This is a genomic window from Halotalea alkalilenta DSM 17697, from assembly GCF_000621205.1.
Lineage (GTDB): Bacteria > Pseudomonadota > Gammaproteobacteria > Pseudomonadales > Halomonadaceae > Halotalea > Halotalea alkalilenta.
In genome coordinates this window covers 103,364-125,131 of record NZ_JHYY01000023.1, presented here as the reverse complement: position 1 = coordinate 125,131, position 21,768 = coordinate 103,364, and the positions used below count along the sequence as shown (strand labels likewise).

At 64.4% G+C, this 21,768-nt stretch carries 22 protein-coding genes; 13 read left to right on the top strand and 9 right to left on the bottom strand.

Annotation, left to right across the window (positions count from 1 at the left end; all coding sequences use genetic code 11):
* Positions 1-146 precede the first annotated feature (146 nt).
* The gene (locus Q376_RS0104245) at positions 147-1,643 is read right to left on the bottom strand and encodes a CoA-acylating methylmalonate-semialdehyde dehydrogenase (protein ID WP_027349257.1); all 1,497 of its coding nucleotides are present in this window, start codon (positions 1,641-1,643) and stop codon (positions 147-149) included.
* A 528-nt stretch (positions 1,644-2,171) separates the two neighbouring features.
* Between Q376_RS0104245 and Q376_RS0104235 the strand changes: the two genes are divergently transcribed.
* From Q376_RS0104235 to Q376_RS0104200, 8 genes are all read left to right on the top strand, one after another.
* Positions 2,172-3,065, top strand: coding sequence for an OmpA family protein (locus Q376_RS0104235; RefSeq protein WP_027349255.1), 894 nt, complete (start codon positions 2,172-2,174; stop codon positions 3,063-3,065).
* Between the two features lie 191 nt (positions 3,066-3,256).
* Positions 3,257-5,158: a threonine--tRNA ligase gene (gene thrS / locus Q376_RS0104230; protein ID WP_027349254.1), complete on the top strand. Its 1,902-nt coding sequence runs from the start codon at positions 3,257-3,259 to the stop codon at positions 5,156-5,158.
* 30 nt (positions 5,159-5,188) lie between these two features.
* Positions 5,189-5,728, top strand: coding sequence for a translation initiation factor IF-3 (gene infC, locus Q376_RS0104225; protein WP_081803388.1), 540 nt, complete (start codon positions 5,189-5,191; stop codon positions 5,726-5,728).
* A gap of 110 nt (positions 5,729-5,838) precedes the next feature.
* A complete protein-coding gene (gene rpmI / locus Q376_RS0104220; RefSeq protein WP_027349252.1) occupies positions 5,839-6,033 on the top strand; it encodes a 50S ribosomal protein L35 in 195 nt (64 codons plus the stop codon).
* A gap of 36 nt (positions 6,034-6,069) precedes the next feature.
* Entirely contained in the window at positions 6,070-6,423 is a 354-nt protein-coding gene (gene rplT / locus Q376_RS0104215; protein WP_027349251.1) for a 50S ribosomal protein L20, read from the top strand.
* 166 nt (positions 6,424-6,589) lie between these two features.
* On the top strand, positions 6,590-7,591 hold the full coding sequence (gene pheS, locus Q376_RS0104210) for a phenylalanine--tRNA ligase subunit alpha (RefSeq protein WP_027349250.1): 1,002 nt from the start codon (positions 6,590-6,592) through the stop codon (positions 7,589-7,591).
* Between the two features lie 51 nt (positions 7,592-7,642).
* Entirely contained in the window at positions 7,643-10,039 is a 2,397-nt protein-coding gene (gene pheT / locus Q376_RS0104205) for a phenylalanine--tRNA ligase subunit beta (protein WP_027349249.1), read from the top strand.
* 26 nt (positions 10,040-10,065) lie between these two features.
* Positions 10,066-10,380, top strand: a complete 315-nt coding sequence (locus Q376_RS0104200) for an integration host factor subunit alpha (protein WP_027349248.1) — start codon at positions 10,066-10,068, stop codon at positions 10,378-10,380.
* A 112-nt stretch (positions 10,381-10,492) separates the two neighbouring features.
* Here the strand turns inward: Q376_RS0104200 and tatA are convergent, their stop codons facing one another.
* Entirely contained in the window at positions 10,493-10,684 is a 192-nt protein-coding gene (tatA, locus tag Q376_RS0104195) for a twin-arginine translocase TatA/TatE family subunit (RefSeq protein WP_043446149.1), read from the bottom strand.
* Positions 10,685-10,834: 150 nt separating this feature from the next.
* On the opposite strand from tatA, the gene Q376_RS0104190 reads away from it, so the two are divergent.
* Positions 10,835-11,281 (top strand): flavodoxin domain-containing protein, encoded by a 447-nt coding sequence (locus Q376_RS0104190; protein WP_027349246.1) that lies wholly within the window; start codon positions 10,835-10,837, stop codon positions 11,279-11,281.
* A 55-nt stretch (positions 11,282-11,336) separates the two neighbouring features.
* Here the strand turns inward: Q376_RS0104190 and ppnN are convergent, their stop codons facing one another.
* Together ppnN and Q376_RS0104180 are read right to left on the bottom strand one after the other, a co-directional pair.
* Entirely contained in the window at positions 11,337-12,752 is a 1,416-nt protein-coding gene (gene ppnN / locus Q376_RS0104185) for a nucleotide 5'-monophosphate nucleosidase PpnN (RefSeq protein WP_052364951.1), read from the bottom strand.
* Positions 12,753-12,790: 38 nt separating this feature from the next.
* Positions 12,791-13,072, bottom strand: a complete 282-nt coding sequence (locus Q376_RS0104180; protein ID WP_027349244.1) for a hypothetical protein — start codon at positions 13,070-13,072, stop codon at positions 12,791-12,793.
* Between the two features lie 157 nt (positions 13,073-13,229).
* Here Q376_RS0104180 and Q376_RS0104175 point away from each other — a divergent pair, with 157 nt between their 5' ends.
* Positions 13,230-14,156 carry a LysR family transcriptional regulator gene (locus Q376_RS0104175; protein ID WP_027349243.1) on the top strand — a complete coding sequence of 309 codons (927 nt, stop codon included), beginning with the start codon at positions 13,230-13,232 and terminating at the stop codon, positions 14,154-14,156.
* Between the two features lie 619 nt (positions 14,157-14,775).
* Here the strand turns inward: Q376_RS0104175 and Q376_RS0104165 are convergent.
* Together Q376_RS0104165 and Q376_RS0104160 are read right to left on the bottom strand one after the other, a co-directional pair.
* Positions 14,776-15,393: a CBS domain-containing protein gene (locus Q376_RS0104165; protein ID WP_027349241.1), complete on the bottom strand. Its 618-nt coding sequence runs from the start codon at positions 15,391-15,393 to the stop codon at positions 14,776-14,778.
* A 235-nt stretch (positions 15,394-15,628) separates the two neighbouring features.
* Positions 15,629-16,132 carry a hypothetical protein gene (locus tag Q376_RS0104160; protein WP_027349240.1) on the bottom strand — a complete coding sequence of 168 codons (504 nt, stop codon included), beginning with the start codon at positions 16,130-16,132 and terminating at the stop codon, positions 15,629-15,631.
* Between the two features lie 230 nt (positions 16,133-16,362).
* Between Q376_RS0104160 and Q376_RS0104155 the strand changes: the two genes are divergently transcribed.
* Positions 16,363-16,926 (top strand): hypothetical protein, encoded by a 564-nt coding sequence (locus Q376_RS0104155; protein WP_027349239.1) that lies wholly within the window; start codon positions 16,363-16,365, stop codon positions 16,924-16,926.
* 16 nt (positions 16,927-16,942) lie between these two features.
* Here the strand turns inward: Q376_RS0104155 and Q376_RS0104150 are convergent, their stop codons facing one another.
* The gene (locus Q376_RS0104150; protein WP_155834140.1) at positions 16,943-17,224 is read right to left on the bottom strand and encodes a hypothetical protein; all 282 of its coding nucleotides are present in this window, start codon (positions 17,222-17,224) and stop codon (positions 16,943-16,945) included.
* 253 nt (positions 17,225-17,477) lie between these two features.
* Here Q376_RS0104150 and Q376_RS21400 point away from each other — a divergent pair, with 253 nt between their 5' ends.
* Together Q376_RS21400 and eutC are read left to right on the top strand one after the other, a co-directional pair.
* A complete protein-coding gene (locus tag Q376_RS21400) occupies positions 17,478-18,899 on the top strand; it encodes an ethanolamine ammonia-lyase subunit EutB (protein WP_052364941.1) in 1,422 nt (473 codons plus the stop codon).
* Positions 18,896-19,708 (top strand): ethanolamine ammonia-lyase subunit EutC, encoded by an 813-nt coding sequence (gene eutC, locus Q376_RS0104140; RefSeq protein ID WP_052364940.1) that lies wholly within the window; start codon positions 18,896-18,898, stop codon positions 19,706-19,708. The genes Q376_RS21400 and eutC overlap by 4 nt, the downstream gene beginning before the upstream one ends.
* 9 nt (positions 19,709-19,717) lie before the next feature.
* Here the strand turns inward: eutC and Q376_RS21395 are convergent, their stop codons facing one another.
* Positions 19,718-21,238: a cobyric acid synthase gene (locus tag Q376_RS21395; protein ID WP_052364939.1), complete on the bottom strand. Its 1,521-nt coding sequence runs from the start codon at positions 21,236-21,238 to the stop codon at positions 19,718-19,720.
* A gap of 54 nt (positions 21,239-21,292) precedes the next feature.
* Positions 21,293-21,748 (bottom strand): universal stress protein, encoded by a 456-nt coding sequence (locus Q376_RS0104130; RefSeq protein WP_027349236.1) that lies wholly within the window; start codon positions 21,746-21,748, stop codon positions 21,293-21,295.
* Positions 21,749-21,768 lie beyond the last annotated feature (20 nt).

The window sequence follows — 21,768 nt, the reverse complement described above, 5'->3', positions numbered from 1 at the left end:
CGACGGCGCTCCCTTTACTTTGTCATTGCTCTCAGCGTGCTGTGATCCTCACGGCCAGGCTGGTCGAGATAGCCGCACCGGCACCCAGAGGCTTGAAAGCACGATGCCCGCAGCAGGCTGCGGGCATCGTGGTTGGAGGCGAGGGTTCAGAGCGTGGGCATGCTGTAGTGGTTGGTGCGCTCCCTGAGCCCTGAAGGCCAGCGCGCGGTGACCGTCTTCATTCGGGTGTAGAAACGCACTCCGTCCGGGCCGTGCACGTGCAGCGCACCGAAGATCGAACGCTTCCAGCCGCCGAAGCTATGGAAGGCCATCGGTACTGGAATCGGCACGTTGACCCCGACCATCCCGACCTGGATCTGCTCGCAGTACTGGCGCGCGCTATCGCCGTCGCGGGTGAAGATCGCGGTGCCATTGCCGAACTCGTGGGCGTTGACCATCGCCACCGCCTCATCGAAGCTCGCTGCCCGCGCGATCGCCAGTACCGGTCCGAAGATCTCTTCGTCGTAGATCCGCATGCCGGGCTTGACCCGATCGAACAGCGTACCGCCGATGAAATAGCCGCCGCTCTGGTCGTCCAGCTCGCGGCCGTCGCGGACCAGCTCGGCGCCTTCCTCGACCCCGGCGGCGATGTAGGCGCGGACCTTGTCGAGGTGCTGGCGGGTCACCAGCGGTCCCATGTCGTGGTCGGGACCCTCGACGATGCTCTGGCCGACCCGCAGGCCGTCGAGCCGCGACAGCAGCTTTTCGCGCAGCAGCGAAGCGGTTTCGTCACCGACCGGTACGGCGACCGAGATCGCCATGCAGCGCTCGCCGGCGCTGCCGTAGGCGGCGCCCATCAGCGCATCGGCGGCTTGGTCGAGGTCGGCGTCGGGCATGATCACCATGTGGTTCTTGGCCCCGCCGAGGGCCTGGACGCGCTTGCCGTGCTGCGAGCCGGTGGCATAGACGTATTCGGCGATCGGAGTCGAGCCGACGAAGCTGACCGCCTGGACGCGGGGATCGGTGAGCAGGGTATCGACCGCTTCCTTGTCGCCGTTGATCAGGTTGAGCACGCCGTCGGGGAGACCTGCCTCGGTGAACAGCTCGACGATGCGCAGAGTCGCCGAGGGATCCTTCTCCGAGGGCTTGAGCACGAAGGTGTTGCCGGCGGCGATGGCGATCGGAAACATCCACAGCGGCACCATGGCCGGGAAGTTGAACGGGGTGATGCCGGCGCACACGCCGAGCGGTTGCATCATCGAGAAGCTGTCGACCCCAGTGCCGACGTTGAGCGAGTGCTCGCCCTTTTGCAGATGGGGCATGCCGCAGGCGAACTCGACCACTTCGATGCCGCGGGTGAGCTCGCCGCGGGCGTCCGACAGCACCTTGCCGTGTTCGGAGGCGATCAGGCGTGCGATCTCGTCGGTGTGCTCCTCGAGCAGGGCCTTGTACTTGAACAGCACGCGGGAGCGCTTCAGCGGGGAGGTCGCGGCCCAACCGGGAAAGGCCTTGGCGGCGGCGTGGATGGCGCTCTCGGTGTCGGCCTTGGAGGCTAGCGATACTTCGGCGGACTGGGTGCCGGTGGAGGGGTTGAAGACCGCAGCGGTGCGGGTGGAGTCGAGGCCAGTCATGTGGCCGTCCATGTAGTGCTGGATGCGTTTCATGAGAAGAAAAACCCCTGGTTGGAACTGATTGTGATGATCCGAGGATAAGCCGCGCGGATGTCGAAATAGGTATTCAATCACTGACGTTCGAGTGGGAATGTGGTTGAGCGTGATTGTCGTTTAGCGACAATTTACCTCACTGCCCTTATTTCCAGCGTGCGAAATCAACGCATTGTGGCTATCCTTCTGCACGATGCCGAACACGATGGGAATCGCTTTGGTGCGAGACCGAACGTGGGCCGGGGTCTCGTTGCCGTACTCGTTCGATCGTTCCCTCCATAAGAGGTGGTGGCGATTGAAAACGCTGTTCGAGTATTGCATCATGCTCTCGCTTGGGGCACTTTGTGCCCGCCAGAAGGAGTATGGAGCGCTCGGCCGTAAGGGCGTTCCACGGGCCGAGACGGCATGGATGAGCTTCCTGCGGAAGCGCTTCGAGTAAATAGTCCAGGCTGGTCGGGTCGCCTAATAAATCGGAATCGCTCGAGTAACACTTCGTTACGATGGCGTTGTATCAAGAAGGAGTCTTGCATGAACAAATCTGCGACTGGCTTACTGCTAGGGTCCGCCCTGGTGCTGGGGCTGTCTGGCTGTGCCAGCTCGAATCAGTCCCCGACTGGCTCTAGCGCCTCACCGTGGTACCAGAACAAAGTCGTCTGCGGCATCGCAGGCGGTCTGATCGGCGGCGGCCTTGGCTACTCCGTCAGCGGTAGCAGCGACGAAGAAACCGGTGCTGCCATCGGTGCTGTGGCGGGCGCTACCGCTGCCGCGCTGCTGTGCAAATCTCCGGATACCGGCGTTGCGGATTCCGATGGCGACGGCGTTCCGGATGACATCGACGAGTGCCCGGGTACTCCGGCTGGCGTAGCTGTCGACGCTCGTGGTTGCCCGCTCGACACCGACGGCGACGGCGTCCCGGACTACATGGACGAATGCCCCGGAACTCCGGCTGGCGTTGAAGTCGACGCGCGCGGTTGCCCGCTCGACTCCGACGGTGACGGCGTGCCGGACTACATGGATCAGTGCCCGGATACCCCGGCCGGCGTTGAAGTCAACGCTCTCGGCTGCCCGGCCAACCTGGTGCTCCGTGACATCCACTTCGCGTTCGACTCGTACGAGCTGACCGACGACTCCAAGCAGACCCTCAACGTGGTCGCCGAACGTCTGTCCGCCAACCCGAACGTCAGCGTCCGCGTCGAAGGCCACACCGACTCCGTCGGCACCGCGGCCTACAACCAGCGCCTGTCCAAGCAGCGTGCCGACTCGGTGGCCGAATACCTGTCCACCCAGGGTGTCGACTCCGCTCGCTTGACCACCGAAGGCTTCGGCTTCACCCGTCCGGTGGCGTCTAACGACACCGCCGAAGGGCGTGCGCAGAACCGTCGTGTGGAAATCGCACCGATCGAGAACGGCTCCAGCAACTAAGCCAGCCGTGCGATGATCAAAGGGGTGCCTTCGGGCGCCCCTTTTTCGTTTCGATCCCGCCGCTTCCCGATGGTGGACGTTGTGGCTGGCGCGCTGCTAAAGTCGCACCTCTTCTTCGCTTCCAAGCACTTGCGTGCATCATTCAAGTGCGCCCTGGTATGGCGCACCACTGAATAGTTGAGGATTTACCCATGCCCACCATTACGCTGCCGGATGGCAGCCAGCGCAATTTCGATGCTCCCGTCACCATCATGCAGATCGCCGAGTCGATCGGTCCAGGGCTGGCCAAGGCCGCCGTGGCCGGCAAGATCGATGGTGTGCTGGTCGACACCGCCGACGTGGTCGATCGCGACGCCCGAGTGAGCATCGTCACGATCAAGGACCGCGAGGGTCTGGAGATCGTCCGCCACTCCTGCGCGCACCTGGTGGGCCACGCAGTGAAGCAGCTCTACCCCGAAGCCAAGATGGCGATCGGGCCTGTGATCGAGGACGGGTTCTACTACGACATCGACTTCGGCCATTCGATCACTCCCGACGATCTCAAAGCGATCGAGGAGCGCATGCAGGCGCTGATCGACCGCGACTACGACGTCGAGAGGGTATACGTCGATCGCGACCAAGCGATGCGCACCTTCGTCGAGCGCGACGAGCCCTACAAGCAGGAGCTGGTCGCCGGCATCCCCGAAGGTGAGACCATTCGCCTCTATCATCACCAGGAATACGTCGACATGTGCCGCGGTCCGCACGTGCCGAACACCCGCTTGATCAAGGCGTTCAAGCTGCTCAAGCTGGCCGGCGCCTACTGGCGCGGCGATGCCACCAAGCCGATGCTGACCCGTATCTACGGCACGGCCTGGGAAGACAAGAAGGCGCTCAAGGCCTATCTGCATCGGCTCGAGGAAGCCGAGAAGCGCGACCATCGCAAGATCGCGCGCAAGCTCGATCTCTTCCACCAGCAGGAAGAGGCGCCCGGCATGGTGTTCTGGCACCCGCGTGGCTGGGCGCTGTGGCAGGCGGTCGAGCAGTACATGCGCGAGGTCTACAAGGATGGCGGCTACCAGGAGATCCGTACGCCCCAGGTGATGGACGTGAGCCTGTGGAAGAAGTCCGGTCACTGGGACAATTATGCCGAGAACATGTTCTTCACCGAGTCGGAGAAGCGCGAGTACGCGCTCAAACCGATGAACTGCCCCGGCCATGTCCAGGTGTTCAACTCAGGTCTGCGCAGCTATCGCGAACTGCCGATACGCTATGGCGAGTTCGGCGCCTGCCATCGCAACGAGCCCTCGGGAGCGCTCCATGGCATCATGCGTGTGCGCGCTTTCACCCAGGACGATGGCCATATCTTCTGCACCGAGGAGCAGATCGAGTCCGAGGTCACTGCTTTCCACGCCCAGGCGCTGAAGGTCTACGCCGATTTCGGTTTCGACGAGATCGCGGTGAAGATTGCGCTGCGCCCGGGCAAGCGCATCGGCAGCGAGGAAGCGTGGGATCATGCCGAGAACGCTCTGCGTTCGGCGCTGGCCGCGTGCGGAGTCGAGTGGCAGGAGCTGCCGGGAGAGGGCGCCTTCTACGGTCCCAAGATCGAGTACCATATGAAGGACTGCCTCGGCCGAGAATGGCAGGTGGGGACCATGCAGGTCGACCCGATGATGCCTACGCGCCTGGGTGCCCAGTACGTTGCCGAGGACGGCAGCCGCAGGACGCCGATCATGCTCCACCGCGCTATCGTCGGCTCCTTCGAGCGCTTCATCGGCATCCTGATCGAGCACCATTCGGGAGCGATGCCGACCTGGCTCGCGCCGGTGCAGGCGGTGGTGATGAACATCACCGATGCCCAGGCCGGGTACGTGAACGAGACCGTCGGCCTCATGCAGCGAAATGGGATCCGTGTCAAGGCGGACTTGAGAAACGAGAAGATCGGCTTTAAAATCCGGGAACATACGTTGCAAAAAATCCCTTATCTACTTGTCGTCGGTGACAAGGAGGTAGAGAATCGCACCGTCGCGGTCAGAACGCGCAGTGGTGAGGATTTGGGAGCGCTCTCCCTCGACTCTCTGCTTGAACGGCTCAAGGCCGAGTGCGCGAAGTGACCCTTCCAAACTGACTACGGAGATGTAGAGATCAAGCGGAACAATCAACGCGGACGCCCGCAGGAAAAACTGCCTCCCATCAACGATCGCATTCGCGCCGACGAGGTCCGTCTGATCGACCCCGAAGGCGAGCAGCTCGGTGTAGTGCCGATGCGTGACGCCTTGGCCAAGGCCGAGGAAGCTGGGCTCGATTTGGTACAGATTTCCAACGGCGAGCCGATCGTCTGCAAGATCATGGACTACGGCAAGTTCGTCTTCGAGCAGAAAAAGCAGAAGTCTGCGCAGAAGAAGAAGCAGAAGCAGGTCCAGATCAAAGAGGTCAAGTTCCGTCCAGGGACTGACGAGGGAGACTATCAGGTCAAGCTTCGCAACCTGATGCGCTTCCTCGAAGATGGGGACAAAGGCAAGGTCACGCTGCGCTTCCGCGGCCGTGAGATGGCACACCAGGACCTCGGCCGCAAGCTGATGGAACGCATCGAGAGCGATCTCGGTGACCTGGTGGTGGTCGAATCACGCCCCCGCATGGAAGGTCGCCAGATGACCATGATGCTGGCCCCGAAGAAGAAGTGATCCGGCGGCGGTTCAACGGATGCCTGGTGGGTGCTCGCGTAGCCACCGGTAATCGGCCCCGGGTTTTCTAAACAAAGCGGCGTTCTTCGCTGCACTGGAGTTTTTCATCCATGCCCAAGATCAAGAGCAATCGTGGCGCGGCCAAGCGCTTCAAGAAGACTGCCAACGGCTTCAAGCACAAGCAGTCCTTTCGCAGCCACATCCTGACCCACAAGTCGACCAAGCGTAAGCGCCAGCTGCGCGGGATGAAGCAGCTGCACGCGGCTGATCGCCAGCTGATCGCCCGTATGCTGCCGAACCTCTAAGCCCGGTCAACTTCGTAAACTCGTCAGGAGAACATCATGCCCCGCGTCAAACGTGGTGTCACAGCGCACCGTCGTCACAAGAAGATCCTCAAGCAGGCCAAAGGCTACTACGGCGCTCGTTCGCGCGTCTTCCGCGTAGCCAAGCAGGCCGTGATCAAAGCCGGTCAGTACGCCTATCGCGACCGTCGTCAGCGCAAGCGTCAGTTCCGTGCTCTGTGGATCGCTCGTATCAATGCGGCCGCCCGCATCCATGGCCTTTCCTACAGCCGTTTCGTCGCAGGCCTCAAGAAGGCTGGCGTCGAAATCGACCGCAAGGTGCTCGCGGATCTGGCGGTTCACGAGAAGGCTGCCTTCGGCGCCATCGTCGAGAAGGCCAAGGCCGCTCAGTGAGCCGCGTCCCATCGACCTCTGGTCGATAGAGACGCCGGTGCCTGGCACCGAAGGGGGGAAGAGCGGCTGCTCTTCCCCCCGTTTTTTGTCGAGGTCCGGGCGACTGCCTTGCTCGGGCTTGGAGGCGTGCAAGACACGCCGAGTATTCAAGACTTCGGAGAAACCGATGGATCATCTGTCCGCGCTGGTCGACGAGGCGCGTGCCGCCGTTGCCGCCGTTGATTCGACTCAGGCGCTCGACGAGGTGCGGGTTCGATTCCTGGGCAAGAAGGGCGCTCTGACCCTGGAGCTAAAAGGGCTCGGCAAGCTCAGCCCGGAGCAGCGCCCGGCGGCGGGCGAGGCGATCAACCAGGCCAAGCAGGAGGTTTCCTCGCTGCTCGACGCCAGGCGCGAAACGCTTGAGCGCGCGGCGCTCGATGCCAAGCTCGCCGCGGAACGGATCGATGTCACTCTGCCGGGGCGTGGAGAGCGGCCGGGAGGGCTGCATCCGGTGACCCGCACGCTCGAGCGGGTCGAGCAACTGTTCTGCGAGATCGGCTACAGCGTTGCCGAAGGGCCTGAAATCGAAGACGACTATCATAACTTCGAGGCGCTCAACATCCCTTCCCATCACCCCGCACGGGCGATGCACGACACCTTCTACTTCGATGCCGGCTACCTGCTGCGCACCCACACCTCGCCGGTGCAGGTCCGTACGATGGAGCAGCAAACACCGCCTCTGCGCATCGTTTGCCCGGGACGGGTCTATCGCTGCGACTCCGATGTCACCCACAGCCCGATGTTCCACCAGATCGAAGGACTCTTCGTCGACGAGAACGTAAGCCTTGCCGATCTCAAAGGCACCATCGAGGCATTCCTGCGCGCCTTCTTCGAAGGCGATGAGATCGAAGTGCGCTTCCGCCCATCCTATTTTCCCTTCACCGAGCCTTCGGCCGAGGTCGACATTCGAATCCAGCGCGAAGGGCGGGGCGCCTACAGCGGCTGGCTCGAAGTCATGGGCTGCGGCATGGTCAATCCCAAGGTGTTCGAGTACGTCGGCATCGATCCCGAACGCTATTCCGGTTTCGCCTTCGGCATGGGCGCGGAGAGGTTGGCGATGCTGCGCTATGGCGTGGGCGATCTGCGGCTCTTCTTCGACAACGACCTGCGCTTCCTGCGCCAGTTCTGAGCTTTCGAGTCTTGGAACCCTGAACATTCGCTGCCAGACAAGCGAGGCAACATGAAGTTTTCAGAACAGTGGTTGCGCCAGTGGGTGTCGCCGGCGCTGGATATCCAGGCAATTGCCGACCAGATCACCATGGCCGGTCTCGAGGTCGATTCGGTCGAAGCGGTTGCCCCGGCCTTCAGCGACGTAGTCATCGCTCGGGTCGACACGCTCGAGCAGCATCCCGATGCCGATAAACTGAGGATCTGCCAGGTCGAGGATGGAGAAAGCCGCTGGCAGGTGGTGTGCGGTGCGCCCAACGTCGCCGCCGGCCAGCGGGTGGCGCTGGCGAGGGTCGGGGCGGTGCTGCCGGGCGGGCTGAAGATCAAGAAGGCCAAGCTGCGCGGTGTCGAGTCCCACGGCATGCTTTGCGGCGCGTCCGAGCTCGGCCTCGAAGAGCAGGACTCGAGCGGCATCATGGTGCTGCCAGAGGACGCGCCGATAGGCACGGCGCTGCGCGACTGGATGGGGTTGGACGACAGCGTGGTCGATGTCGACCTCACCCCCAACCGCGGCGACTGCCTGAGCCTGCGCGGGCTGGCTCGCGAGGTCGGCGTGCTCAACCGCTTGGCGGTGCAGGAACCCGAGCTTTCCGCGGTGCAGGCGCATAGCGAGCGGACTTTCCCGATCCGTATCGATGCCTTCGATGCTTGTCCTCGCCTGGTCACCCGGGTGGTCGAAGGGGTCGACGCCGCGGCGCCGACGCCGCTTTGGATGCAGGAGCGACTGCGTCGCAGTGGAGTGCGCTCGATCGATCTGATCGTCGACGTCACCAACTACGTGATGCTCGAGCTCGGCCAGCCGCTGCACGCTTACGATCTCGATCAGCTCGATGGCTATCTCTGCGTGCGGATGGCGAACGAAGGCGAGCGGCTGACCTTGCTCGACGAGCAGGAACTGGCGTTGCGCGCGGACACGCTGGTCATCGGTGACGCCAAAGGGCCGCTGGGAATCGCCGGGATCATGGGTGGCAAGCACTCAGGGGTCACCGCCAGCACGCGCAACGTGCTGCTCGAGGCCGCATTCTTCACCCCGCTTGCGATGGCCGGCAAGGCGCGTTCCTATGGCCTGCACACCGATGCTTCCCAGCGCTTCGAGCGCGGGGTCGACATCGCCCTGCAGGAGCTGGCGATCGAGCGCGCCACGGCGCTTCTGGTCGAGCTGGCCGGCGGTCGTCCAGGTCCTTTGGCCACCCTCGCCGATGAGACGAAGCTGCCCAGTCGCGACGATGTCCTGCTCGACATCGACCGGGTCGAGCGCTTGCTCGGTGTCGCGCTCGATGCAGGTGAGATCGAGGACATCCTGATGCGGCTCGGCTTCTCCTTGAGCGCTGAGAGCGAGGGCCGCTGGCGGGTGGCGGTGCCGAGCTGGCGTTTCGATGTGACCCAGCCGGCGGATCTGATCGAGGAGCTGGCCCGTGTCCACGGCTACGACCGACTCCCGGTGCACTATCCGAGCGCACATCTCGCGCCGGTGCCGAGGCCCGAGGCCAGACGCTCCAAGGCGCTGCTGCGCGACCAGCTGATCGCGCGTGGCTACCAGGAGGCGATCACCTACAGCTTCGTCGCCCCCGAGCTGCAGGCGCGGTTGCTGCCCGATGCCGTCGCCCCGAGCCTGGCCAATCCCATCTCGGTCGATATGTCGGTGATGCGCGCCGGCCTCTGGCCTGGGTTGATCAAGGCGCTGGGCCACAACCTCAACCGGCAGCAGAGCCGGGTGCGGATGTTCGAGATCGGCATGGTGTTCGAAGGGCAGTGCGGCGAATCGCTGATCCAGGCCCAGCGGGTCGGTGGCCTGGTCTGTGGGGCCCGTGATCCTGAGGGCTGGAACGCGCGCCGCGAGGCGGTCGACTTCTTCGATCTCAAAGGCGATGTCGAGAGCCTCCTGGCGCTGGGTGGCGACGCCGCCAACTGGCGCTTCGAATCCGCCGAGCATCCCGCGCTGCATCCGGGTCAGAGCGCGCGCATCCTGCGCCGAATCGAAGGTGAGGAGCGCACTGCCGGCTGGATCGGCGCATTGCACCCAGGCCTTCGTGCCGCGCTCGGCATCAAGGTCGAGGTGTTCCTGTTCGAACTCGACCTTGGCTTGCTGCAGGCCGGTACGCTGCCCCAGTTCTCAAGCCTGTCGCGGTTCCCCGAGGTGCGTCGCGACCTGGCGCTGGTCGCTGATCAGGCGCTGCCGGTGGCGTCGCTGCTCGAGGCGATACGCTCTAGCGCCGGCGAGTGGCTGAGCGATCTGCGCCTGTTCGATGTCTATCAGGGCAAAGGGGTGGAAGAGGGGCATAAGAGCCTTGCGCTAGGCTTGACCTGGCAACATCCTTCGCGCACGCTCAACGATGAAGAGATCGAAGGGTTCGTCAAGGCGGTCGTCGAGGGCGTTGAACAACGCTTCGCGGTGACGCTGAGACGCTAGGTCGACTGTCAACGAGGAAGATCGCGATGAGCGCTTTGACCAAGGCGGAGCTAGCCGAGCACCTGAACGTGTCGCTGAACCTGTCGAAGAGGGACTCCAAGATGCTGGTGGAGACGTTCTTCGACGAGATTCGTGGCTGCCTGCGAGAAAACGAGCAGGTAAAGCTGTCCGGGTTCGGCAACTTCGACCTGCGTGACAAGCGCGAGCGACCCGGGCGGAATCCGAAAACCGGCGAGGAGATCCCGATCTCCGCGCGAAGGGTAGTGACCTTCCGCCCGGGGCAGAAGCTCAAGAGCCAGGTGGAGCTGCACGCTGCGGCTGCAGGTCGGACGCAGGAGTGATCCTCCGCTCACCGCCAACGAAGACGCCCGCTTCCTTTGAAGCGGGCGTCTTTCCTTTGAAGCGGGCGTCTTCGTCTTGCCTGGCGTTAGCCGCTGAGGTTGGGGAGCGGGCCTATTGCTGGTCTGGCTTGCGTGGTGCATCGGCGCTGCCGGGTGCCTCGTCGTCGTCCTTCACGGCACTCCTGAACGCTTTTATCGCCGTACCGATATCGCTGCCAGCCGAGCGCAGCCTGCTGGTGCCGAATACCAGGAGGATCACGGCGAGGGTGACCAGCAGATGACCGATGGAAAGGCCGGAAAGCATGTTGGAATCCCCGATGCAGTGTCATTCCATTAAGACTAATAAAAGTCTTCGCGCAACGCCACCCGTGCCGGCGAGATCGTGCGCCGATCGCTGTGCTAGCATGCCGGCGTTCGCGTGCTCTGCGCGTGGTCTGATCAATGGAGGAGTTGCATGCCGACTGCCAGAATCTTCGTCGCCACCGTCTTCGGCGGTGCGCTGGACGTCGCCGAGGAGATCGCGCCACTGCTGCGCGAGGCGGGTTTCGAAGTCACCATTTTCGACCAGCCGGTGCTCGAGGCGCTGACCGATCCGCTGCCGGATCTGGCGCTTTTCTGCATCAGCACCACCGGTAGCGGTGATTTTCCCGGCAACTTCGTCCCGTTCGTCCAGGCCTTGGATGAGCGCGGCGCGGCGCTGCAAGGCCTGCGTTATGGATTGATCGCGATGGGCGACAGCAGCTACCCGACCTTCTGCGGCGCCGGGCGTCGGCTGGACGGACTGCTGGCCGAGTACGGCGCGCAGCGGCTGGGAGAGCGCCTGGAGATCGATGCGATGGAAGTGCTCCATCCCGACGAGGAAGCCATAGCCTGGGCCGAGCGCTGGATCGAGCAGCTCTAGCGCGGTCGGCCCGCCCGGCGCGGGGGTGGCCGCGCCGCGATGGCGGCGCGGCGAATCACCCCAGTGTGTAGCAGGGCACGTACTCGCTGCCCGGGAGTTTCATCCGCTGCTGAGCGACGAAAGACTCGAGCAGCGCGTCCAGGTGCTTCATCAGCCAGGGTTCCGCGGTCAGGCGGAAAGGGCCATGCCGCTCGATCGCCTCGATGCCCTGCGCCTTGACGTTGCCCGCGACGATGCCGGAAAAAGCGCGGCGAAGGTTGGCGGCGAGCGCCGAGACGCTCTGGTTGCGATGCAAAGCAAGCTCGGCCATCGCCTTGTGGGTGGGGATGAACGGCTGCTGAAAGTCGTCGGGCACCTTGAGCCGCCAATTGAAGTAGAACGCATCTTTCTGTTCGCGGCGGAAATTGGTGACTTCGGCGATACCGTTTTTCACCTGCATCGCGACTTCGTGGGGGTCGTCGATGATGATCCTATAGCGATTGCGCGCCTTTTCGCCCAGGGTCGCTGCGATGAACTCATCGATACGCGCGAAGTACTCGGCACTGGACGCGGGGCCGGTGAAGATCACCGGGAAGGGGAGATCCTGGTTGTCCGGGTGAAGCAGGATGCCGAGCAGGTAGAGGATCTCCTCGGCGGTGCCGACGCCGCCGGGGAAGACGATGATCGCATGACCGACGCGCACGAAGGCTTCCAGGCGCTTTTCGATGTCGGGCATGATCATCAGTTCATTGACGATCGGGTTGGGCGATTCGGCGGCGATGATCCCGGGCTCCGAGATGCCCAGGTAGCGGCTCTCGCGGTAGCGCTGCTTGGCGTGGGCGACGTTGGCGCCCTTCATCGGTCCCTTCATCGCCCCGGGGCCGCAGCCGGTGCAGATGTCCATCATCCGCAGGCCGAGCTGGTAACCCACCGCCTTGCTGTAGTCGTACTCGATCCTCGAGATCGAGTGACCGCCCCAGCAGACCACCAGACGCGGCTCGACCGAGGGCTTGAACAGCCGGGCATTGCGCAGCAGCTCGAAGATCCCGTTGGTGATCGTCTCGCTCTCGCTGAGCTGCTCGCCGCCGAGACCCGATGCGCCGCGGCGCATCATCTCCTGGGTGGCGCGCGAGTAGGCGAGATCGCGCAGTACCGCCGAGAGCTGCTCGCGAATGCCGCGGATCATCTTGCCATCGACGAAGGCGTGCGCCGGTGCGTTGTCGATCTTGAGCCTGACCCCGCGGTCCTCCTGCAGCACTTCGATGTCGAACCCCGGGTAGCGTTCGAGCACGCTGCGCGCGTCGTCGGTGACCGCGCCCGCGTTGAGGATCGCCAGCGCGCATTGGCGCAGCACGTCGTGCACCCCCTGGGTGGAAGAGTCACGCAGATACTGGACCTCCATCTGCGACAGTACCTCGAGGCTGCCCTCGGGGGAGATGATGGTGGAGAAGGTCTCTACGCTTGAGTTCGTGTCTACCGCGGAGTTGTGCATGGTCGATTCCTGGTTGGCCTTGGCGGCGAGGGTGGCGTTCACGCCAGGGAGAGAGCTTGGCGCCAGAGGCTTGCGATCTGTTCTCGGTCGCCGTCGCTCATCGCATCCTGGGCGAAGGTGTGTTCCAGCCACTGCCAGTAGCTGGCGTCGAAATCCTCCGCATCGACCCCGTCGGGATCGTAGTCGGCCATTTCCAATACCAGCTCTACCTGGGGAATCATGTAGCCGAGCGAAAACAGATCGCTTTCCTCGGCCTCGCGCTCCATGCCGAGCAGGACGTTCTTGATCTGGTCGCCGCGCAGGGCGAAAGGGTCAGGCATACCGCTCCATCCTCATCGAAGTCATCTCCAGCGGGCCTCGCCTCCGGCCTCCCGCTTCCCAAGCCTAACATGCGAGCTTGGCGGGCCGGGCCTGGACGGTGAAAAATCTGATATGATTTAAGCACTTCTCCAGATCGGGTACATGTCGACCCTACCCATGTTCAACGCTCTCTATTTTCGCACCTTCATCACGCTGGTCGAGACCGGCAGCTTCACGCTCACCGCCCGTACGCTGGAGATGACCCAGCCGGGCGTCAGTCAGCACGTGCGCAAGCTCGAAGCCTATCTCGGCAAAACCCTGCTGCGCCGCCAGGGGCGCCGCTTCACCCTCACCGAGGCGGGGCGGCGGGCCTACGACTACGCGCTGCGCCTGTTCGCCGAGCACGAGAAGTTCCGCCATGCGTTGGACGATGAGTCGGTCCATAGCGGCGAATGCCGGATCGCGAGCCCCGCGAGCGTCGGGCTGATGTTCTACCCCTTCACCCTCGGCTACCAGCAGCTGCATCCAGAGCTCACGGTCAACTACACCTTCGCCTATAGCACGGAAATCGTGAAGGACCTGCTCGCCGGTCGCTATGATCTTGGCTTGGTGACCGAAACGCCGCGCCATGCGGATACCGATCTCGAGTTCGAGCTCTGGCACCATGAGCCGCTCTGCCTGGTGGTGCCGGCCGATTTTCGCGGCGCGGACTTCAGCGAGCTGCTCGCGCTCGGCTTCATCAACTATTCCAACGGCGTCGCCAACGCGGCCCGCCTGCTGCGTGGCAACTTTGCCTCTGAATTCCGCTCGATGAGCCACTTCCCCAACAAGGGCGTGGTCAGCGAAGTGGGGCAGGTGCTCGACGCGGTCGCGCGCGGGCTCGGCTTCACCGTGGTATCCCGCTCGGTGCTGGAGACCTCGCCTTGGCAGCGGCAGGTCAGGGAGGTGGCGCTGAGCCACCCGGTCTATGAAGAGATATTCATCGTCCGCCGTACCGATGTCGATCTGCCGAGGCGCTACGAACAGCTGCTCGAAGAGTACCGCCAGCAGCGTCACGCCGCGCTCTACGGGCTGCAGGAGGCTCCCCAGCTGCCCGACGATTGATCGTGCGGTTTCGATCGCCCTGCGGTGGTTCGTTCCCGGTCGCATTCGCTTTTATACCGTTATCTTAGTGTTTGCCGGAGCGACTGGAAGTGGCTTCTCCCCACTGGGTTGCATCACTTCGTCCCGAGTTGAATCAAGGTATCTTTTCATCCACCGATCAGCCACTTTTCGCGACTAATGGATAAGCGGCCAAGGTAGAATGACGCCGGCAGTCCGTATCATCGGCGGTCCATGACGATTCGCGCGCAAGCTGGCTCGGCCGGCCCGCCGGGTACGAGACGTTCGTGCCAGGAATACGGTTGCGGAGCTTCATCAAGCGGGAGGGGGCGGGCATGTTGGATGATCGGACGGGGCTCAATCGTTCTATGCAGCGACGTTTCCTCGGCGCCTCCAAGTCCGCCCGGCATGATCCAAGATTCCCGGTCAGGAAGTCACGCCGGACCAGGTTCCTGTCGGATGGCGCATACTTTATGCTGCTCGGGTCGCTGGCAGGGGTGTTCGCGCTGGCGGCTCTGCTGGTGAAATTGATCAGAGGATGAGGTGCATGACCGGGGCGGACACGACCGACAGGCACCCGCCCCGAAGGTCACCGACCATCGGGGCAAGCGGTCACCCTGTGTCAGAGATCGTGGCCGAGCACCACCGAGCGGATCGCCGAGAAGCTGTGCGCCTCGGGAGGGTGCTCGAGGTCGACGCCCAGTGCGGCGCTGACGTCTCGTGCCGAGATCACCCCGCGTATGGCGGGGGCGTCAGCGCTCTCGTCGTCGAGGATCAAGATATGGCGCTCGCCGGAATCCCGCAGCGTCTGCACAACATCGCCCAGGTTGGCCTGGCGGAGCCGTCGATACGGAATCGCCCGAAGCTCGTCGCGCTTGATCATGATCATCTCGACCGTGACGTCGCTGTAGGGCACTCCGTAGCTCTGCGCCGCCACGGTCAACCAGCGCCCTCCGACCAGGATGCGCGCGGTGAGGATGCCGACGAATACGCCGTTGTCATTGAGCACCACCAGCATGTGTACGTCGCTGTTCTTCATCGTCGTCAACGCGAGCTTGGCGCGCGACCCCGAGTAGATGGTCTGGGCGCGAGTCTGGGCGAAGTCGGTCATCAGCGAAGTGGCTGGACTATGCATGTCCAGTTCCAGCTCGGAGCCGAGCTGGGGAGGGCGCGATAGGTGGGATACCTCCTTGAGTCCGACCAGTGGCAGGGTGCTGTAATCGGTGGGGGGAACGACCATGGCATGCTCCTTAGGGTCCCGGTGGGCGATGCCTCGGGAGGAAGCTGTCGGATTGAATGTTATTCAGTTTTGAATAAGCTCTCCTGGCCGAGTATAGGCTTGGTCGAGGGTCAATCCAACGTTTGAGCATCGATGTTCGCCCCCGACGTTAGATCTAGTGCGGGAGTGGGCGGCCCGGGCGCGATCGTCCCGGGCGCAGGAGAGGCGTCCTCGGAGCCGAGGACGCATCGGCGCTTCAGGCCTGCATGTGCGCTTTGTAGTTCTGTACCGCATCGACGAAGGTGACGAAGCGGATGTCGCCGGCTGCGTCCTGGCGATCCACCCGGCTGCTCATCGCCATGCCGCGCTGGATCGATATCTGATCGAACAGCTCGAGGGTGATCGAATAGGCTGGACGCTCCCCCGGCGGGATCCGGCCATGCTCCAGGGTGAAGCTCTCGAGCATCGTCGCGCGCACACGGGTGGTGCCCCCCTCGCTGATCACCCGGCGGACGAACAGCCATCCCTCGCAGGCCAGCGTGCTGCCATCCTCCTGCTCACGCTCGAACAGGGTGCGATAGCAGGCGCCCTCGGCGGCGGCGCGGCCGGCCATGCTGCGATAGGCCTCGGCCAGCTTGCTGGCCATCGCCCCGGACCCTTCCAGCTTGCGCACCGCAGCACCGTGCTCGCGGCCCAGGCGGTCCTGTTCCTGGAAGCGCTGCCAACGGCGGTAATCGTTGAGAAGTTCGGAGCCAATCATCGGAGTTCCTTGCTATGCCATGCGTGGACGCAGGTCCCAGGCGATCGTGCCCGGTGAGCTGCGGCAGATTGTGGATTGTCGCACTCCACCAGGGAGCTGCCTAGCGGTGCGTCGATCTGGCGGCGGTGCCGCGTCGCTTACCGCGCATCACCGATTTGCGACGCAGGGGGGAAGTTTGGCTTATAGTGATCATTGTTTTTTACGCTCGATCAATCGAACTGGATTTCGCGATGAAGAAAACGCTGCTGGCAGGTGGTTTGGCCGTCATGGCAACGCTCTCGGGCTGTGCGAGCTCGCACAATGTGATGTCGCGTGAGGTGGAGAGCGCCCAAGGTGTCAACGTGGTGAACACGGATCAAGGCAATGTGATCGGCTCGATCAGCATGCGTCGGGATTTGGTCTCGGTCGAGGAGCCCCAGGTCGCGGCTTGCCTTGCCAGTAACGTGCAGCATACCAATCGTGACCAGAGCGCCGCGGCCCTGCCTTCGCAGCCCGGTCAGGCGGTGGCCACGGAAGGAAGCATGCGCGATGAGCCGCAGACCCAGCGGATCAGCGGTTGGGGTGAGGTCGGGGAGCAGACTTTGGCCTACCGGCTGGAACTGCAGACTTTGGGTGACAGCAACTACTATTTCTTCGACCAGCTCGGTCTCGCCGCCACGCGCAGCGACGATGTCAGCGACTATCGACCGCTCGGTGCCTGGGAGCGCGAGGTCCCGACCGCGGTGTACCAGGCGCTTTCCGCCACCGCCGATCGGGTCCAGCAGTGTCTGATCCAGTCGACGCCCGCGGCGTAGCTGCGTCTCGCACCGCTCAGCGCGGTGCGAGCGTCCAGCCCATCTGGTTGAGGCAGTTGTCGACGCTTGAATCGCCTGGGTTGGTATAGAAGCGAGTGCCGATGCCTCGGGTCGAAAAGCTCAGTCCCAGACCGAACTCGTTGTCCAGGCTCGCGCGCCTCAGCCCTGAGTCGACGAAAGCCTGGCAGTCGGCCTGGTCTCCGGCCAGATCCTGGTGGGTGGAGTTGGGCCGGTGCCAATCCAACGACGTGCATGCCGAGCAAGTCAGCGCGATGATGAGCAACACTCCCCGAGCCACGTCCCGGTCCTCGCGATAGCCACTGGTGTGCCTCTGTCGTGCCTCTTTGGTGCCCCGGCGGTAGAAGAGGCTTCGTCCGGTATACTCCATTGCGCAGCGCGAAACGAGCCCCAGCGCCCCGTTCCTGGGGCTTCTCAGACCTTTCGACTAGACCCTCGCTCCCGGTATGGAATCGCCCAGGCGATTGACTTGGCGAATGGCGCGGCGGAATCTGGTATTGCAGACAATGACAATCGTGCAAGTAGGAGAGTAGATGGGCGCATATCATATCGACGTCGGTGGACGTCGTTATCGCTTCGACCGTCTTGGTGCGCTGATGGCGGCGGCGTCGCCGCGCCGCTCGGGAGACGAGCTCGCCGGTGTCGCGGCGGCCAGTGCTGAGGAGCGGGTCGCCGCCCAGCTGGCGCTGGCCGAGCAGCCGCTCGACGTTTTTCTCGAGCAGCCGTTGATTCCCTATGAGGAAGACGAGGTCACTCGGCTGATCTTCGATCGTCATGACCGTGGCGCCTTCGCTCCGGTTGCGGGGCTCAGCGTCGGCGAGTTTCGTGACTGGCTGCTATCGCCGGCGGCGAACGCTCGGAGCCTGGCGGCGCTTGCCCCTGGCCTCACCCCCGAGATGGTCGCCGCGGTATCGAAGCTGATGCGGATCCAGGATCTCGTGCTGGTGGCGCGCAAATGCCGGGTAGTGACCCGTTTTCGCAACACCATCGGACTCGAAGGGCGGATCTCGACCCGGCTGCAGCCCAATCACCCGACCGATCATCCGACCGGGATCGCGGCGAGCATTCTCGACGGGCTGCTCTACGCCAGCGGCGATGCGGTGATCGGCATCAACCCGGCGACCGACAACACCGGTGCGGTGATCACTCTGCTCAAGATGCTCGATGAAATCATCCAGCGCTACGAGATTCCGACCCAGAGCTGCGTACTTACCCACGTCACCACCGCGATCGCGGCGATCGAGCGCGGCGCGCCGACCGACCTGGTATTCCAATCGATCGCCGGTAGCGAGGCGGCCAACCGCGGCTTCGGCATCGATCTCGCGCTGCTGCGCGAAGGGCGCGAGGCGGCGCTTTCGCTTTCGCGCGGCGAGCTCGGCGACAATGTGATGTACTTCGAAACCGGCCAGGGCAGCGCGCTCTCGGCGGATGCCCATCACGGACTAGACCAGCAGACCCTGGAGGCGCGCGCCTACGCGGTGGCGCGCGAGTTCAAGCCGCTGCTGGTCAATACCGTGGTAGGTTTCATCGGCCCCGAGTACCTGTTCGATGGCAAGCAGATCATCCGCGCCGGGCTCGAGGATCACTTCTGCGGCAAGCTGCTCGGCGTGCCGATGGGCTGCGACATTTGCTACACCAACCATGCCGAAGCCGACCAGGACGATATGGATACCCTGCTGACCCTGCTCGGCGCCGCCGGTTGCAACTACATCATGGGGATCCCCGGGTCGGACGACATCATGCTCAACTATCAGACCACCTCGTTTCATGATGCGCTCTACCTGCGTGAAGTGCTCGGACTGCGCCCGGCGCCCGAGTTCGAGCGCTGGCTGGCGGAGAGCGGCATCTACGTCCATGGCGAAGGCGTGAAGGTAGCCGACGAGCTGCCGCCGCGGTTCCGTCGAGTACTGGACGATACCTGCGCGGCCGCCCTCGATAGGGGACGGCCCGCATGAGCGAATCAGGCAGCGAGCACTCCTCCCCGGGGGTGGTCATCAATCCCTGGCGCCGGCTTCGCCAGCATACCGACGCGCGCATCGGTCTCGGGCGCGCCGGCGGCAGTCTGCCGACCGCCGCCCAGCTCGCGTTCCAGCTCGACCATGCCCAGGCCCGTGACGCAGTGCATCTGGCCCTCGACACCGAGCGGATGATCGAAGGATTGGCCAAGCGCTTCCCGCTTGCGCTGCGGCTGCACAGCGTGGCGCGTGATCGCAGCGAGTACCTGCGCCGGCCCGATTACGGTCGTCGCCTGGATGCCGAGTCCGAAGCCCAGCTGGCGGCGCTCGATTCGGCGCCATGCGATCTATCGATCTGCGTGGTGGACGGGCTCTCTGCCAGGGCGATCCACGAGCATGCCCTGGCGTTTCTCGATGTCGCCTTGCCCAAGCTCGAACACCTCGGACTGCGGGCGGGGCCGGCGGCGTTGGTCGAGCAGGGCAGGGTGGCGGTGGGCGACCCGGTCGGTGCGGCGCTGCGCGCGCGGATGAGCGTGGTGCTGGTCGGCGAGCGTCCCGGCTTGAGTTCGCCCGACAGCCTCGGCGTCTACTTCACCTGGGACCCGCGCCCCGGCAGGCTCGACAGCGAACGCAACTGCATCTCCAACATTCGCCCGCGCGGACAGAGCTTCGAGGCCGCCGCACAGCTGCTCGCCTACCTGGTGCGCGAAGCCTGCGCGCTCGGCGCCTCGGGTGTAACGCTCAAGGACGATAGCGTCGCCGACTCCGAGCTCGGCAACGGGCAGCAGGGTAATTTCCTCTTGTCCTGAGCATTGCGGCTAGGCTTGGGCTGCGCGGTAGAGCGGCGCGAGCAGCGGCTCTTCGAGACAGCCCGGGCGCAGCGATGCGGCCAGCGCATCGGCGAGGCGGTCGATCTCATGCTCGCGCTGCACGCGGTAGTCGAAAGGTTCCGGCCGTTCGAGCCCGGCCCAGGCAAGCAGCGCCGCCAGCGCCTCGGGATGGTCGAAGAGCCCGTGCAGGTAGCTGCCGAGCACTCGATCGTCCGCCGAGCGCTGGCCCTCGAGGCGGCCGTCGTCGAGCTGGAAGGCCGCAAGCGATGCGGCTGTCCGCGCGCTCTCGCCGACGTGGATCTCATAACCCTCGATGCGTGCCTCGCCGGCGCCGAGCAGGCTGCGGCCGCCGACCCGGCGAAGGGTCTTGTCCGCGGTGAGCAGGGTGCGGTGTTCGAGCAGTCCGAACCCCTCGCTGCTGCCTGCCGGTCCTTCGACCCCGCCGGGATCTTCGATCCGCTGGCCGAGCATCTGGTAGCCGCCGCAGATTCCGAGCACCTTGCCGCCATAGCGCAAGTGACGCTCGATGTAACCCTGCCAGCCGCGCGCGCGCAGCCAGGCCAGATCGGCTCGAGTGTTCTTGCTTCCCGGCAGGATGAGCAGGTCGGCGGGCCCCGCCAGCTCGGGGCGCTTGGCGAAGCGCAGCGATACGCCGGGGTGCAGGCGCAGCGGGTCGAAGTCGGTATCGTTGCTGATCCGCGGTGGGCTCGCCACCACCACCTGGAACCCGCCGCGCTGGGTGTCGCCGCCGCGCGACAGTCCGTCCTCGGCCTCGAGGTGGAACTCCTCCAGGTAGGGCACCACCGCCAGCACCGGCTTGCCGGTGTGCGCCTCGAGCCACGCAAGCCCCGGTTCGAGCAGCCCGGGGTCGCCGCGAAACCGATTGATCACGAAACCGCGGACGCGCTCGCGCTCGGCTTCGCACAGCAGCGCCAGGGTGCCGACCAAGTGGGCGAATACGCCGCCGCGGTCGATGTCGCTGACCAGGATCACCGGGCAGTCCACCGCTTCGGCGAAACCCATGTTGGCGATGTCGTTGGCGCGCAGATTGATCTCCGCAGGACTACCGGCACCCTCCACCAGCACCAGGTCGTAGTCGCGTTCGAGTTCGCCGTGCAGCTCGACCACGGTCTCGAGCAGGCGCGGCTTGAGCGCCTGGTAGGCGCGCGCGGGATAGTGGCCGATCGCGCGGCCGCGCACGATCACCTGGGCGCCGGTGTCTGAGTTGGGCTTGAGCAGAATCGGATTGAAGGCGGTCAGCGCCGGTACTCCGGCGGCCTGGGCCTGGACCGCCTGGGCTCGGCCGATTTCACCGCCGTCTTCGGCCACCGCGCTGTTGAGCGCCATGTTCTGCGGTTTGAAGGGTGCGACCCTTCGGCCTTGCCTTGCATGGAGCCGGCACAGCGCAGTGACCAGCGCGCTCTTGCCGGCGTCCGAGGTAGTGCCTTGGACCATCAGCGTGGTACTGGCACGAAAGCTACTGGCACGAAAGCGAGGCGTGTCGGGCATGTGGCGCGGGTTCCAGGCGAGCGGGGGCGCTCATGGTAGCAAAGCACGCGGTGCTCAGTCCTCGATGCCGAGCTTGTTCCGCGCCACCACCAGCACGTCGCAAGGCGCGTGGCGGGCAAGCCGCGCGGTACCGCCGCCGTCGAAGAACAGCGCCAGGGTATGGCGCGACTCGCCGCCGAGAATCAGCAGCTCGACTCCCTGCTCCTCGATCTCCGCGCCGATCTGCTCGTTGAGCGTCCCTCCCCGCAGGCGCAGCTGTCCTGGGGCGATGGGCGTCTCGAGCTGCTCGTTGAGCCGCTCACGCCAGCCCTCGGCGGCTTCGATCAGCGTGGCGGGGTCGGTCGGCAGCTCCGCGACCGCGCCTCTGAACGCGATTCGCCCTCCGCGCTCGACCACATGGAGCAGGGTGAGCCGGTCGCCCATTACTGCGGCGAAGCGCTGGGCGTGTTCGATCAGGGCGATGGCGAAGGGCGCATCGAGATCGACGGCGACGAGAATCTTGCGTGACATGGCGAACTCTCCGCGGTGGG

What these genes read in the sequence shown, in the direction of transcription:
- Q376_RS0104245 (WP_027349257.1), bottom strand. Translation starts at nt 1,643, where the DNA reads ATGAAACGCATCCAGCACTACATGGACGGCCACATGACTGGCCTCGAC.
- Q376_RS0104235 (WP_027349255.1), top strand. Translation starts at nt 2,172, where the DNA reads ATGAACAAATCTGCGACTGGCTTACTGCTAGGGTCCGCCCTGGTGCTG.
- thrS (WP_027349254.1), top strand. Translation starts at nt 3,257, where the DNA reads ATGCCCACCATTACGCTGCCGGATGGCAGCCAGCGCAATTTCGATGCT.
- rpmI (WP_027349252.1), top strand. Translation starts at nt 5,839, where the DNA reads ATGCCCAAGATCAAGAGCAATCGTGGCGCGGCCAAGCGCTTCAAGAAG.
- rplT (WP_027349251.1), top strand. Translation starts at nt 6,070, where the DNA reads ATGCCCCGCGTCAAACGTGGTGTCACAGCGCACCGTCGTCACAAGAAG.
- pheS (WP_027349250.1), top strand. Translation starts at nt 6,590, where the DNA reads ATGGATCATCTGTCCGCGCTGGTCGACGAGGCGCGTGCCGCCGTTGCC.
- pheT (WP_027349249.1), top strand. Translation starts at nt 7,643, where the DNA reads ATGAAGTTTTCAGAACAGTGGTTGCGCCAGTGGGTGTCGCCGGCGCTG.
- Q376_RS0104200 (WP_027349248.1), top strand. Translation starts at nt 10,066, where the DNA reads ATGAGCGCTTTGACCAAGGCGGAGCTAGCCGAGCACCTGAACGTGTCG.
- tatA (WP_043446149.1), bottom strand. Translation starts at nt 10,684, where the DNA reads ATGCTTTCCGGCCTTTCCATCGGTCATCTGCTGGTCACCCTCGCCGTG.
- Q376_RS0104190 (WP_027349246.1), top strand. Translation starts at nt 10,835, where the DNA reads ATGCCGACTGCCAGAATCTTCGTCGCCACCGTCTTCGGCGGTGCGCTG.
- ppnN (WP_052364951.1), bottom strand. Translation starts at nt 12,752, where the DNA reads ATGCACAACTCCGCGGTAGACACGAACTCAAGCGTAGAGACCTTCTCC.
- Q376_RS0104180 (WP_027349244.1), bottom strand. Translation starts at nt 13,072, where the DNA reads ATGCCTGACCCTTTCGCCCTGCGCGGCGACCAGATCAAGAACGTCCTG.
- Q376_RS0104175 (WP_027349243.1), top strand. Translation starts at nt 13,230, where the DNA reads ATGTTCAACGCTCTCTATTTTCGCACCTTCATCACGCTGGTCGAGACC.
- Q376_RS0104165 (WP_027349241.1), bottom strand. Translation starts at nt 15,393, where the DNA reads ATGGTCGTTCCCCCCACCGATTACAGCACCCTGCCACTGGTCGGACTC.
- Q376_RS0104160 (WP_027349240.1), bottom strand. Translation starts at nt 16,132, where the DNA reads ATGATTGGCTCCGAACTTCTCAACGATTACCGCCGTTGGCAGCGCTTC.
- Q376_RS0104155 (WP_027349239.1), top strand. Translation starts at nt 16,363, where the DNA reads ATGAAGAAAACGCTGCTGGCAGGTGGTTTGGCCGTCATGGCAACGCTC.
- Q376_RS21400 (WP_052364941.1), top strand. Translation starts at nt 17,478, where the DNA reads ATGGGCGCATATCATATCGACGTCGGTGGACGTCGTTATCGCTTCGAC.
- eutC (WP_052364940.1), top strand. Translation starts at nt 18,896, where the DNA reads ATGAGCGAATCAGGCAGCGAGCACTCCTCCCCGGGGGTGGTCATCAAT.
- Q376_RS21395 (WP_052364939.1), bottom strand. Translation starts at nt 21,238, where the DNA reads ATGCCCGACACGCCTCGCTTTCGTGCCAGTAGCTTTCGTGCCAGTACC.
- Q376_RS0104130 (WP_027349236.1), bottom strand. Translation starts at nt 21,748, where the DNA reads ATGTCACGCAAGATTCTCGTCGCCGTCGATCTCGATGCGCCCTTCGCC.